At 63.9% G+C, this 12,670-nt stretch carries 13 protein-coding genes; 5 read left to right on the top strand and 8 right to left on the bottom strand.

The window, feature by feature from the left end; genetic code table 11:
* On the bottom strand, nt 1-789 hold the full coding sequence (locus CJD35_RS01625; protein ID WP_017182650.1) for a succinate dehydrogenase iron-sulfur subunit: 789 nt from the start codon (nt 787-789) through the stop codon (nt 1-3).
* 167 nt (nt 790-956) lie between these two features.
* Here CJD35_RS01625 and CJD35_RS01630 point away from each other — a divergent pair, with 167 nt between their 5' ends.
* Genes CJD35_RS01630 through CJD35_RS01640 form a run of 3 tightly spaced genes read left to right on the top strand, consistent with a single transcriptional unit; the run spans nt 957 to nt 3,648 of the window.
* Complete coding sequence (locus tag CJD35_RS01630) at nt 957-2,096, top strand: hypothetical protein (RefSeq protein ID WP_017182649.1); 1,140 nt, start codon at nt 957-959, stop codon at nt 2,094-2,096.
* Nucleotides 2,093-3,214, top strand: coding sequence for a CDP-alcohol phosphatidyltransferase family protein (locus CJD35_RS01635; protein ID WP_017182648.1), 1,122 nt, complete (start codon nt 2,093-2,095; stop codon nt 3,212-3,214). Before CJD35_RS01630 ends, CJD35_RS01635 begins: the two co-directional genes overlap by 4 nt.
* Complete coding sequence (locus CJD35_RS01640) at nt 3,211-3,648, top strand: HIT family protein (RefSeq protein WP_017182647.1); 438 nt, start codon at nt 3,211-3,213, stop codon at nt 3,646-3,648. Before CJD35_RS01635 ends, CJD35_RS01640 begins: the two co-directional genes overlap by 4 nt.
* A gap of 28 nt (nt 3,649-3,676) precedes the next feature.
* Here CJD35_RS01640 and CJD35_RS01645 read toward each other — a convergent pair whose 3' ends face one another.
* On the bottom strand, nt 3,677-4,441 hold the full coding sequence (locus tag CJD35_RS01645) for a phosphocholine cytidylyltransferase family protein (protein WP_017182646.1): 765 nt from the start codon (nt 4,439-4,441) through the stop codon (nt 3,677-3,679).
* A 177-nt stretch (nt 4,442-4,618) separates the two neighbouring features.
* On the opposite strand from CJD35_RS01645, the gene CJD35_RS01650 reads away from it, so the two are divergent.
* Complete coding sequence (locus CJD35_RS01650; protein ID WP_017182645.1) at nt 4,619-5,923, top strand: lipopolysaccharide biosynthesis protein; 1,305 nt, start codon at nt 4,619-4,621, stop codon at nt 5,921-5,923.
* Nucleotides 5,924-6,131: 208 nt separating this feature from the next.
* On the opposite strand, the gene rpsI is transcribed toward CJD35_RS01650, so the two are convergent.
* From rpsI to CJD35_RS01680, 6 genes are all read right to left on the bottom strand, one after another.
* Nucleotides 6,132-6,692, bottom strand: coding sequence for a 30S ribosomal protein S9 (rpsI, locus tag CJD35_RS01655; RefSeq protein WP_017182644.1), 561 nt, complete (start codon nt 6,690-6,692; stop codon nt 6,132-6,134).
* Complete coding sequence (gene rplM / locus CJD35_RS01660; RefSeq protein WP_017182643.1) at nt 6,692-7,171, bottom strand: 50S ribosomal protein L13; 480 nt, start codon at nt 7,169-7,171, stop codon at nt 6,692-6,694. The genes rpsI and rplM overlap by 1 nt, the downstream gene beginning before the upstream one ends.
* Nucleotides 7,172-7,306: 135 nt before the next feature.
* Nucleotides 7,307-8,104 (bottom strand): hypothetical protein, encoded by a 798-nt coding sequence (locus tag CJD35_RS01665; protein ID WP_017182642.1) that lies wholly within the window; start codon nt 8,102-8,104, stop codon nt 7,307-7,309.
* On the bottom strand, nt 8,101-9,123 hold the full coding sequence (locus CJD35_RS01670; RefSeq protein ID WP_017182641.1) for a COX15/CtaA family protein: 1,023 nt from the start codon (nt 9,121-9,123) through the stop codon (nt 8,101-8,103). Before CJD35_RS01670 ends, CJD35_RS01665 begins: the two co-directional genes overlap by 4 nt.
* A 66-nt stretch (nt 9,124-9,189) precedes the next feature.
* A complete protein-coding gene (locus CJD35_RS01675) occupies nt 9,190-9,819 on the bottom strand; it encodes a 2-dehydro-3-deoxy-6-phosphogalactonate aldolase (protein ID WP_026002300.1) in 630 nt (209 codons plus the stop codon).
* A complete protein-coding gene (locus CJD35_RS01680; RefSeq protein ID WP_017182639.1) occupies nt 9,816-10,721 on the bottom strand; it encodes a 2-dehydro-3-deoxygalactonokinase in 906 nt (301 codons plus the stop codon). The genes CJD35_RS01675 and CJD35_RS01680 overlap by 4 nt, the downstream gene beginning before the upstream one ends.
* Before the next feature lie 136 nt (nt 10,722-10,857).
* Here CJD35_RS01680 and CJD35_RS01685 point away from each other — a divergent pair, with 136 nt between their 5' ends.
* Nucleotides 10,858-12,660 carry an IlvD/Edd family dehydratase gene (locus CJD35_RS01685; RefSeq protein ID WP_017182638.1) on the top strand — a complete coding sequence of 601 codons (1,803 nt, stop codon included), beginning with the start codon at nt 10,858-10,860 and terminating at the stop codon, nt 12,658-12,660.
* The last annotated feature ends 10 nt before the right edge of the window (nt 12,661-12,670 follow it).

Here is a 12,670-nt window from a genome sequence, read left to right on the forward strand (position 1 = left end):
TCAGAGCTGCCGCTCGACCATCATCTTCTTGGTTTCGGCGATCGCCTTGGCCGGAGACAGACCCTTGGGGCAGACATTCGCGCAGTTCATGATGGTGTGGCAGCGATACAGGCGGAAGGGATCTTCCAGTTCGTCGAGACGATCGCCGGTATATTCATCGCGGCTGTCCGCCAGCCAGCGATAGGCCTGCAACAGGATGGCCGGGCCGAGGAACTTGTCCGAATTCCACCAGTAGGATGGGCAGCTGGTCGAGCAGCAGGCGCACAGGATGCATTCGTAAAGGCCGTCCAGCTTCTCGCGATCGGCGGGCGACTGGAGCCGCTCCTTGCCCGATGGCGGCGGCGACACGGTCTTGAGCCAGGGCTGGATCGAATTATACTGCGCGTAGAAATGGGTGAAATCAGGAACCAGATCCTTGATCACATCCATATGCGGCAGCGGCGTGATCCGCACGTCCTTGCCCGAACATTCCTCGATCGCGGTGGTGCAGGCCAGCCCGTTCTTGCCGTTCATGTTCATCGAACAGGAACCGCAAATCCCTTCACGGCAGGACCGGCGAAAGGTCAGCGTCGGATCATATTCATTCTTGATCTTGATCAGCGCGTCCAGAACCATCGGGCCGCAATTGTCGAGATCAATCTCATAGGTGTCGTAACGCGGGTTCTGCCCGGAGTCGGGATCGTAGCGATACACCTTGAAGCTGCGCACCTTCGTCGCGCCTGCGGGTGCGGGGTGGGTCACACCCTTGCCGCTGATCTTGCTGTTCTTGGGCAACGCAAATTCGGCCATCTGAATAAGTCCTGCTATCCCGTTTCCACGCCCCTGAACAATATAGGGACCGCTTAGTCAAGCTGCACCATTGTGTTTGCGCACGAGTTCGCACGCCAGGTTCGCTTGCATCTGGTCAATCCAGGCCGCCCGTGGCAAGAGGGCGCCACCCCCTGATACGGCCATTCATGCGCGTCCTTTTCCTGTTCATTGGCGAACCCCATCACCTGTTTCATGCCCTGCCGATTGCAGCAGAAATGGCAGCCGCGGGTCATCGCCCGACCATCGCGCTGGCCAGCGAAGCGCATGTGCGCGTCATGCAACGCCTGGCCGATATTTACCCGGCGTTCGCGCCGGATGTGCATTTGCTGGGTCGGGGCCGGATCACCCGTTTGCTGCGCGCGATCGGCATCGGCCGTCATTCGCGCTTGCTCACCCTGCTGAGCGCGCTTCCCTTTCTGCGCGGGTTCGATGCGATTGTCGTGCCGGAACGTACCACCACCTTGATCCGCCACCTGCTGCCGCGCCACACCAGCCTGATCTTCACGCCCCATGGCGCAGGCGACCGGGCCATCATGCTGGACCCGCGCGACCGGCATTTCGATTTCGTGCTGGTGTGCGGGGAAAAGAGCGAGCAGCGGTTGCTGGAGGCTGGGACGATCCGCCCCGGCCATTATGCGACCAACGGCTATGTCAAACTGGACCTGATGGCGCAGATGCAGCGACGGCGGGTGCCGCTGTTCGACAATGATCGACCAACTGTGGTCTACGCCCCGCATTTCCGTCGCTCCCTATCCTCCTGGGATCGGTTCGGGCAGGATGTCATCGCCTGGTTCAGCGCGCAGGATCGCTACAATCTGGTTGTCGCGCCGCATGTCCGCCTGTTTGCCGATGCGCCGCAATCGGCAAGGGACGCCATCACCGCGCTCGCTATCCCTGGCAAGGTCATGATCGATCTCGATTCGGATCGCCTGTTCGACATGAGCTATATGATCGGAGCGGACATTTATCTGGGTGACGTCAGCAGTCAGGTGTATGAATTTCTGGCCATACCGCGCCCCTGCCTGTTCCTGAATGCCCATGGCGTGCAGTGGCAGGGCGATGCGGATTATCTGTTTTGGACGCTGGGCGACGTGCTGGACGATCTGTCAGACCTGCAACAGGCGCTGGACCGGGCGGCAACGCGGCACCCCCACTATATCGATGCACAGCGCCAGCGCCTCGCGGAATCGGTTGGGGGCGATCCAACCGGTGCGGCACGACGCGGTGCAGACGCCATCGCCGCCTTCCTTGAAAATGACGGCCCAGCCGGTAAGAGCGAAATATGACCACCCCCCTTGCATCGTCGCCCCCCAGCCTGTCGCTGATCGGCGCCAATCCTGCCCTGTTGTGGGGTATGACCAATGCCGAACGGCTGGCAAGACTGGCGCGCGCAGAGGGCATGACGGCTGATCCCGAAGCGACCGACGCGCGCCTTCATGTCAATCTGGACTATGTGTTCGATCCGGTTTGGCTGCGCCATGTTCTGGCTTCGCCGGGGATGGTCGTCATGGACGGCGACGCGCTTGTCATGGCGCACCTCCACCGGTCGATTGCGCCATCCGCCGATCAGATCGCCGTGCACCGGGCCACGCTGACCATCATCGATTATCGGGACGGCCCGCTGATCTACAACCGTCAACTGCGCAAACTCGACTGCCCCTTCATCCAGCGGCTGACCCCGGCAACCCGGCGCGAGATTGAGCGGCGCAGCTATTTCGGCGCCTATAAGGGCGTGACCGACCTGCTGACCAAATATCTCTGGCCCGAACTGGCGCTGGTGCTGACCCGGATCGCGGCGCAGCTGCGCATGACCCCGAATATGGTTTCGGTCATCGGCGTGACCCTGTGCCTGCTTGCGACATGGTTGTTCGCGCAGGGCATGTACTGGACCGGCTTCCTGTCCGGCTCCATCTTCATGGTGCTAGACACGGTGGACGGCAAGCTTGCCCGCTGCACCATCACCTCGTCCAAATGGGGCAATGTGATCGACCATGGCGTCGATCTGGTCCACCCGCCCTTCTGGTGGTATTTCTGGGGGACGGGGCTGGCCTATTGGGGGCTGGCGCTGTCGACCCAGACCTTCGCGCTGGTGATGGCGGCGGTGATCGCAGGCTATGTGCTGCAACGGCTGATCGAGGGGATGTTCCTCAAGGATTTCGGCATGGACATCCATGTCTGGCAGCGCTTCGACAGCCAGTTCCGCCTCATCACCGCGCGGCGCAACCCCAATATGGTCATCCTGTTCGTGTCGCTGCTGTTCGGGCGGCCCGACATCGGCCTGATCGCACTGGCCTGGTGGACGGTCATTTCCCTGATCGTCCATGCCGTGCGGCTGGCGCAAGCCTATGCCGTCAAGCGGTCCGGGCAGCCAATTGTCAGCTGGATGGAGCAAGCCCGGCCATGAACCCCACGATCGAGAAATTCGGCTGGCCCGCCACGCTGATCGCGGAGTTCACCCACTGGGTCGTGCTGCTCCGCCCGGCCCAGCCGACGCTGGGGTCGCTGATCCTGGCGGCCAAAAGCGACGCGACGGCCTTTGGCGACCTGCCTGACGACACCCATGCCGAACTCAAGACCGTCACCGTAGCGATCGAGGCGGCGCTGACCAAGGCGGTGGGCTATGCGAAGATCAACTATCTGATGCTGATGATGGTTGACCCCCACGTCCATTTCCACGTCATCCCCCGCTATGAAGGGACACGCAGCGCGGCGGGTGTGCGTGTGGCGGATTCAGGCTGGCCGGGACAGCCGGACCTTGGGTCTGCGGTCAAGCTCGACAGTGAGCTGGACAAGGTAAAAACGTGGCTGCAAATTCATTTCGATACCGAAATGAAGTAACCGGCAGCCTCTTTGACGACTGCCGCTTCTATCGCCCGTAGCGCCCCTCGGCGACCCATTTCGCGGTCAATGCCGTCGCCGCCTCGACATCCTGATGGAAGTCGACCTCCTGCCATTCCAGCCCCTCGATCGAGACGGTGCCGACCCGGTTGCCCTTGGCGATGATGTCGATCGCGCGCAGATACCAGCGCTCGACGCCTTCGGGGGTACGCATCATCTGGTCGATCTGGTTGCGGAAGATTGCCGGGCCTTCGCCGGTGAAGGCCAGCATACCGATCGACTCGGCGTTGGTGTCGGGCGGCAGCAGCCGCTTGCCGATATGGTGCAGCCGACCACTCTCGTCGCGATTCACCTTCATATCGTCATCGTCATAGTCGGGCTTCACATCGACTGTCACGGTGATCGCATCCTGCGTCCCGGCTATGAGCTTCGCGACGATCTCGTCCGACACGATAGTATCGCCGTTCAGGATGATGAAGTCCCGGTCCATCTCCTCCCGCACGATCCAGCAGGTGCCAAGGTTATCGGCCACCTGAAAGAAGGGGTTGAACACGCAGCGGATGCGCGCGCCGGTCTCGCGATACAATTGCAGCGCATGATCCTCGACCCGTTCCGTGCGGAACCCCGTCACCACCACGATGTCGGTCACGCCATTGGCGACCAGCGCGGCGATCTGCCAGCTGATCAGGGTGCGGCCGTTAAAGTCGATCATGCATTTGGGCACGTCGCGGGTCAGCGGCAACAGGCGCGATCCTTGCCCGGCGGACAGGATGATGGCTTTGGTGATGGTCATGGGGCGGGTCTTTAGAAGGGAAATTGGCCGAAAAAAAGGCGGCGTTTGCACTCGGTTCAGTGGGCGCTTAAAGCGCAGCGTGCTCCTGCGCAGGCAGGAGCCCAGATCGGAGCGAGGAACTGGGCTCCTGCCTGCGCAGGAGCACGTCGCGGTCAGTTTGAAGGACCTGGTTGGTTGATGTTCAAGCCCGGCGCAGCACAGGACGGCTTTTCCCGCATATTGGCCAATACCGGCTGGCTGCTGGGGGGCAAGGGCGTGGGCGCGGTCTTGAGCCTGGCCTATCTCGCCATCGTCACTCGCACGCTGGGCGTGGCCGATTTCGGGCAGTTCGCGCTGGTGCTGAGTGCGGCCACCGTCATCAAGACGATCATCAGTTTCGACAGCTGGCAGATCGTCGTGCGCTATGGCCAGACCCATCTGGCAGCGGACAATGGCGACGCGCTCAACCGGGTGCTGCGTTTCTGCATTATGATCGACCTTGCCTCCGCCGCGGTCGGCGGGGCGATTGCCGCCGTCATCATCCTGGCCTTTGGCGGCCTGCTGGAACTGCCGCCGGGCATGGGGTGGCAGGCATGGCTGTTCTGCATGGTGATGATGATCACGATCCGGTCCAGCCCCACCGGCATATTGCGCCTGTTCGACCGGTTCGATTCCGCCGCGCTCGCCGAAACCATGATCCCGGTCGGACGGATGATCGGCGCCGTCGCCGCGCTTTGGCTGATGCCGACGATCACCGGCTTTCTGATCGCCTGGGGCGCGGCGGAACTATTATGTGCGCTCGCCTATTGGTGGCTCGCTTTGCGCGAAGGGCGCGGGCGGATCGGCGCGTGGCGCGCGGGACGGGCGCTGGATGCGCGGGTGGAGAATCCCGGCATTGTCGGCTTCCTGACCGCCACCAACCTCCAGACCAGCCTGTCGTCCATGGGACAGCAGGTCGCAGTGCTGGTGGTCGGGCTGTTCGTCGGGCCAGTCGGCGCGGGCCTGTATCGCCTCGCCAACCAGCTTGCCAATTCGCTGACGAAGATTTCCAGCCTGCTGTCGCGCAGCATCTTCGTCGAGCTGTCACGCAGCGGCAGTCAGGGGGGCGAGGCGCTGGGCGCGCTGTTCCGCCGTACCAACCGGCTGGCGCTGGTCGCTGGCGCGGTGATCATCGCGCTGATCCTGACCATCGGCCATCCGCTGCTGGGGCTGATCGCCGGGCGGGAATTTCTGCCCGCCTATCCGCTGCTGCTGCTGTTGGGCATCGCCGCCTGCATCGACCTGATCGGGGTCAGCTATCGCCCGCTGCTGATGGCGACCGACCGGGCGGGCCTGTCGCTGCGCATCACCTTCATCTCGACCGCGCTGTTGCTGGGGATGCAGGCCGCGCTGTTGCCGCTTTACGGCACGATGGGCGCAGCCAGCGCCAATATCGTCGCGGCCATCGCCGGCTTCGTGATGATGGGCCTGGCCAGCCGCAAGGCTGTTCGCGCGCAGGGGTGAGCGGGCGGCTGGGCGTAGCTTCACCTTCCGCCGTTCGTTTGGAGTGCAGTCGAGAAACGTGGCCCGCGGTTTCTCGACTGCGCTCGAAACGAACGGCGGGGGGAAGATGACACCCCGCTCCTGTTCCGTCCCCCCCGCTCACGACGCCCAACAAAAAAGGGGCCGGAAATCCGGCCCCTTCTCGATCGTCTGACAGTAGCTGAAACGCTTAGCGCTTCGAGAACTGGAAGCTCTTGCGGGCCTTCGCCTTGCCGTACTTCTTACGTTCGACAACGCGGCTGTCGCGAGTCAGGAAGCCTTCGGCCTTGACCGCGCTGCGCAGCGCCGGTTCGTACTTGGTCAGCGCCTGGGCGATGCCATGCTTGACCGCGCCGGCCTGACCCGAAAGGCCACCACCCTTGACGGTGCAGATCACGTCATACTGACCAGTGCGGTCGGTGACGCCGAACGGCTGGTTGATCACCAAACGCAGGGTCGGACGGGCGAAATAGATTTCCTGATCGCGGCCATTGACCGTGATCTTGCCGGTGCCGGGCTTTACCCAGACGCGGGCAACGGCGTCCTTACGACGGCCAGTCGCATAGGCGCGGCCAAGATTGTCGATTTCCTGCTGGCGCAGCGGCATGGTCGACACAGGCGGCGCGATGGGCGCGTCGGCGGCAACGTCCGCAGCAGGCGCTTGCGCAGCGGCAGGCGCGGCAGCCGGAGCCGCGGCGGCTTCGGCAGCGATCTGTGCGAGATCGGACAGGGACTGGCGGTTATCGGACATTATGCACCCACCTTGTTCTTGCGGTTGCGCGACGCGAAGTCGAGCACTTCGGGGTTCTGGGCTTCATGCGGATGCTCGGCGCCGCCGAACACGCGCAGGTTGCGCATCTGCTGGCGACCCAGCGGGCCACGCGGGATCATGCGTTCGATCGCCTTTTCCAGCACGCGCTCAGGGAAACGACCTTCCAGAATCTTGGCCGGGGTGGTTTCCTTGATGCCGCCGGCATAGCCGGTGTGCTTGTAATAAACCTTGTCGGTCAGCTTCTTGCCGGTGAACTTCACCTTGCCAGCATTGATGATGATGACATTGTCACCACAATCGACATGGGGCGTGAAGCTGGGCTTGTGCTTGCCGCGCAGGATATTCGCCACGGTCGAAGCGAGACGGCCGACCACAAGGCCTTCCGCGTCGATCAGGACCCATTTTTTTTCGACCGTCGCCGGCGTCGCCGACTTGGTGGTCTTCATCAGCGCCTTCATGGTGCCAATTCTCCAGAATGAAAAAGGAAACCGGACGCCGTTGCCGACGCCCGGAAGTGGGGCGCTAATGACGGGTGGCAGGCTGTAAGTCAAGAGATTCGGCGGCTTTGCTGACGGGTAAAATAATACCCGTTGCTAATCGGCAGGCGTTAAATCCCGCTTTTCGGTCACCGCGCGCGTTCCCAGCGCCAGATTGCGTTGCTGCTGCTCGATCAGGCCGGTGCGCCGCGACAGGTGGTAAGTAACGCCGACAACGATCCCCTGCCCAGCCAATTGTTCATCCAGATCGAGCGCGGCATCCGACCGCGCCGTCACCCGCAGCACGCCTTCGACCGGGACCGGACGGCCAAGCGGCGCGCCAGCGACCGTCCGCACGCCGCGCCCCGCGCCATCCTCCACCGTGTCGCCAGCAAACAGGAAGATCGGTCGCAACTCGCCCGCCAGCAACGCCAGCCGCCCTTCCGGCGACAGGCCCGACAGCAAGGCCTGTACGGACAGCACGGCCTTGTGCCGCGGGGTGTCTGGCGCAAAGCTCGCCTGCATCTTTGCCAACCCGGCCTCTACCGCGCCCCAGACCGCATCCATATTGTCGAGCGCTGTAATCTGTCCCCTGGCATCGACATGAAAGCGATGCTCCACCCCGATCAGCGGCGTCAGCGCGGCGGCATAGGGTTCAGCGCCCGAAGCAGGCGCATCGCTGTCGATAGTGCGCAAGGTGGCGTGGAGGATATAGCCGTCCGCAACCTTGTCGAACCGCAGGTCGCGGGTCGCGGTGAACCGGCTGACCTTGCCTTCGACGGGGCGGTGTTGCTCGATCCGATAGGTGAGATTGCGATCGACCGGCGGCGCGAAGGGGATGGCAATCGCTTCGGCCTGCGCCACCCCTGGCACCAGCAGCGCCAGCGAGAGCGCCGCTGCACGCATCGCCATCATATGCGTCGGGTGCCAATGGCATGCGCGCCCCAGGCTGCCGACGCCACGACCAGAGCGCCGACCGCCTGGTGCAGCACGGCGAGCGGCAGGGCGATGCCGCTCAGCACGGTCGCGATGCCCAGCACGATCTGCGTACCGACCGCCGCATTGATCGCGATCGAGGGTGCGCGCTGTCCGGCGCGCCTGGCCTGCCGGGCCAGCAGGATGAGCGCAACGGCAGCGCCCCAGGCCCACCAGCGATGGAGAAAATGGACGAGATAGGGATCACTGGAGACGGTGGCCCAAAGCGAACCCATCCAGCTGATCCCTTCCGGCACCAGATGATCGTTCATCAGCGGCCAAGTGCTGGATACATAGCCCGCATCCAGACCGGCCGTGAAAGCGCCCAACATGAGTTGCACGAACAGCGCCAGCAGCGCGACGAGCGCCAGCGGCCGCAATCGTGCCGGACGGGCGCCGCTGTTGCGCGACAATGCCAGCAGATCGAGCGCGGTCCAGATCAATCCGCCGATGATGAAAAGCGCCGTCAGCAAATGTACCGCCAGCCGGTAATGGCTGACATCGGTGCGCAACGTCAGGCCCGACTTGACCATCCACCAACCAATTGCCCCCTGCAATCCGCCGAGCGCCAGGAGCGCCACCAGCCGGGGGCCGTAACCCGCCGGAATGGCGCGTTTCCACGCAAACCATGCCAGCGGCAAGGCGAAGGCGATCCCGATCAGCCGCCCCAGCAGCCGGTGCAGCCATTCCCAGAAGAAGATGAACTGGAAATCGGACAGGCTCATGCCCCGGTTGATCTGCTGATATTCGGGGATTTGCTGATAGAGGCGGAAGGCCTCCATCCACTGGTCATGGGTCAGCGGCGGTATGGCGCCGGTGATCGGCTTCCACTGGGTGATCGACAGGCCCGATTCGGTCAGGCGGGTGATGCCGCCGACCACGACCATGAAGAACACCAGCGCAGCGACGAACAGCAACCAGCGGGCGATCGCCACCGGGCGGGGAGAGGGATTGGCCATAGCCGGTCCATGCCCCCAAGCCGATGGCGTTTCAAGCCGGACGATCGGGACAGATTGTCCCAGACGTCAAAGACAGGCTTTCCAGGCCGCGACCAGATCGCGCCCGCGCGCGCGAACCAGCGCCGCATCGTCGCCGGGGCGGTAGAGCGCACCACCCACGCCGATCCCTTCGCAGCCGCCCGTCAGCCACTCGCCGATCGTGTCCGCGCCGGTGCCGCCCACGGCCCAGACGCCGATATGTTTGGGGAGCACATCCTTGATCGCCTTCACATAGGCCGGGCCGAGCCGGGCGGCGGGGAAGAGTTTGATCCGGCGCGCGCCCGCGGCGATCGCGGCAAAGGCTTCGCTGGGGGTCATGAAGCCGGGCAGCAGGTCAAGGCCCAGTTCTGCACCGCGCGCAATGACGGCGGGGTTGGTGTTGGGCGTCACCATGATGCGCCCGCCCACACCATGCAGTTGTTCCAGCGCCTCGACGCTCAGCACCGTGCCCCCGCCAATGATCGCGCGGTCGCCAAAGGCCTGTTGCATTGCGCCGATGCTGACGAGGGGGTCGGGCGAGTTGAACGGGACTTCAAGGATGCGGATGCCCGCCTCCACCAGCGCCGCGGCTACGTCCAGCGCCTCGTCCGGGCGGATGCCGCGCAGGATGGCGGCGATCGGCGGGGCGCCATCGGCCAACAGATCGTCCATCGTCATACCAACATATCTCCAGCATAACCCAGTCCGGCCAGCGCGCAGGCGTCGCCATCCAGACGGTGCGATTCCACGCCCTGCACGGCCAGCGCGCGGGCATAGCGATCCGACAGGCGCGCATCGCCGATCAGCGTCACGCCATGGTCCGCGCGCAGCAATGCACGCGCTTCGGCTATTTCGCCCCCGATCAGCAGGCCCGACAAATAGCCCAGCGCCCAATCGGCGGATCGCCCGGCACGCAGCCGCATCGCCCGCGCGGCGAACAGTCCGGCCAGCACAGCCCCCTCCCCCGCCCGCGCCAGCCCTTCGGCAAAGCCCGCAGCCTCTTCGGCGGCATCGCCGACGCTATCCTTTGGCCCCAAAGTCGATCCGTCCCGCAGCAAGGCGAACAGTTCGCCGGTGGGCACGGTGCGGAACGCCAGCACCCGGCCATCCTCTACCAAGGCCCATTTGCTGTGGGTGCCCGGCAGCACGATCAGGCGACGGCCCTGCGCCAGTGCCGGATCACGCACGCAGGCGCCGAAAATCTGCGCTTCCTCGCCACGCATGACGTCGGGGACGCCATCCGCGCCGGTACAGGCCAGTCCCGCCATGATCGCGATCGGCACGCCACGCCAGTCAAAGCCTGTGGCGGCTGCGCGCCAGGCTTCCACATCGGACGGGCAATCAGCATAGGGAGCCTCTACCCAGCCATCGCGCGCGCCAACCATGCCGCACAGGGTGACGGAAAGCGGCATGGCATCGGCCAGCCAGGGGGCGACCGTATCGACAAAGGCGGCTTCCGCATTCCGCCCGGCGACAGCGATGCCCGGCCCGTCGCGGCGCGCGACGATCCGTCCGTCCTCGACCCGGAACAGGCGCAGATTGCTCGTTCCCCAATCGCCGATGACCCGATACGCGCTCATCGCGGACCGGCTTTCGTAAAAATCTCGATCCGCCTCACTTGTTCTCGACACAGCTTCTTGAATTCCTATTTGTCTGAGTATATCAGGAGGCCAAGCGCGTCAACGTGCCATAGTCCATCAAGTGTCAGGATGCCCAATGAGTGATTCGTCCAAGCCAGCCTTCAAATTGCGCAGTCGCGCCTGGTTCGACAACCCCGACAATATCGACATGACAGCGCTCTATCTGGAACGCTATCTGAATTTCGGGCTGAGCCTGGAGGAATTGCGCAGCGGCAAGCCGATCATCGGCATTGCCCAGACCGGCAGCGACCTTTCGCCCTGCAACCGCCATCATATGGTGCTGGCCGAACGCATGCGCGACGGTATTCGCGAAATGGGCGGGATCGCGCTGGAATTTCCGGTCCACCCGATTCAGGAAACCGGCAAGCGCCCGACGGCGGGCCTGGACCGCAACCTTGCCTATCTGGGGCTGGTCGAAGCGATGTACGGCTATCCGCTCGACGGGGTGATCCTGACCACCGGCTGCGACAAGACCACGCCTGCGCTGCTGATGGCGGCTGCGACCGTCAACATTCCCGCCATCGCCCTGTCCGTCGGCCCGATGCTGAATGGCTGGCACAAGGGCGAGCGCACCGGGTCCGGCACCATCGTATGGAAAGCGCGGCAATTGCTGGCGGCGGGCAAGATCGACGATGAAGGCTTTATCAAGCTCGTCGCGTCGTCCGCGCCATCGACCGGCTATTGCAACACCATGGGGACGGCATCGACCATGAACTCGCTTGCCGAGGCGCTGGGCATGATGCTGCCGGGTTCGGCCGCTATTCCCGCCCCTTATCGCGATCGCCAGGAAGCCGCCTATCTGACCGGCAAGCGCATCGTCGAGATGGTGCATGAGGATCTCAAGCCATCCGACATTCTGACCAGAGATGCGTTCCACAACGCCATCATGGTCAACAGCGCCATCGGCGGATCGACCAACGCGCCCATTCATCTGGCGGCGATTGCCCGCCATATCGGCGTCGACCTGCCGCTCAAGGATTGGGAGAGCGTCGGGCACAAGATTCCCTTGCTGGTCAATCTCCAGCCTGCAGGCGAATATCTGGGCGAGGATTATTATCGCGCCGGGGGCGTTCCCGCTGTGGTGGCGCAGTTGATCGCGCAAGGGCTGATCCATGAAGGCGCGATGACCGTCAACGGCAAGACCATGGGCGACAATTGCCGGGGCGTGGAAATAGAGGATGAGAAGGTCATCCGCCCTTATGACCAGCCGCTGGTCGAGGATGCAGGCTTCCTGGTGCTGTCGGGCAACCTGTTCGACGCAGCCGTCATGAAAACCAGCGTCATCAGCGCCGAATTCCGCGACCGTTATCTGTCCAACCCGGACGATCCCAACGCCTTTGAAGGGCTGGCAGTCGTGTTTGACGGGCCGGAGGATTATCATCGCCGCATCGACGATCCGTCGGTCGGCATCACCGACCAGACATTGTTGTTCATGCGCGGCGCGGGGCCGATCGGCTATCCCGGCGCAGCCGAAGTCGTCAACATGCGCCCGCCTGCCTATCTGATTACCGAGGGCGTATCGGCCCTGCCCTGCATCGGCGATGGGCGCCAGTCCGGCACGTCGGGCAGCCCGTCGATCCTGAACGCATCGCCCGAAGCGGCGGCTATGGGTGGCCTCGCGCTGCTGGAAACGGGGGACCGGGTGCGGATGGACCTGAACGCCGGTACCGTTAACGTGCTGATTTCCGAAGAGGAACTGGAAGCGCGGCGTGCAGCGCTGGTGGCCGCAGGCGGCTATAAATATCCCGCATCGCAAACCCCTTGGCAGGAAATCCAGCGCGCCGTCGTGGGGCAGATGAATACGGGTGCGATCCTTGAAGGGGCGGAGAAATATCAGCGCATTGCCCAGACCATGGGCCTGCCACGCGACAATCACTGACCCCCTATTT

The sequence above is a fragment of the Sphingobium xenophagum genome, from assembly GCF_002288285.1.
Classification (GTDB): Bacteria; Pseudomonadota; Alphaproteobacteria; order Sphingomonadales; family Sphingomonadaceae; genus Sphingobium; species Sphingobium xenophagum.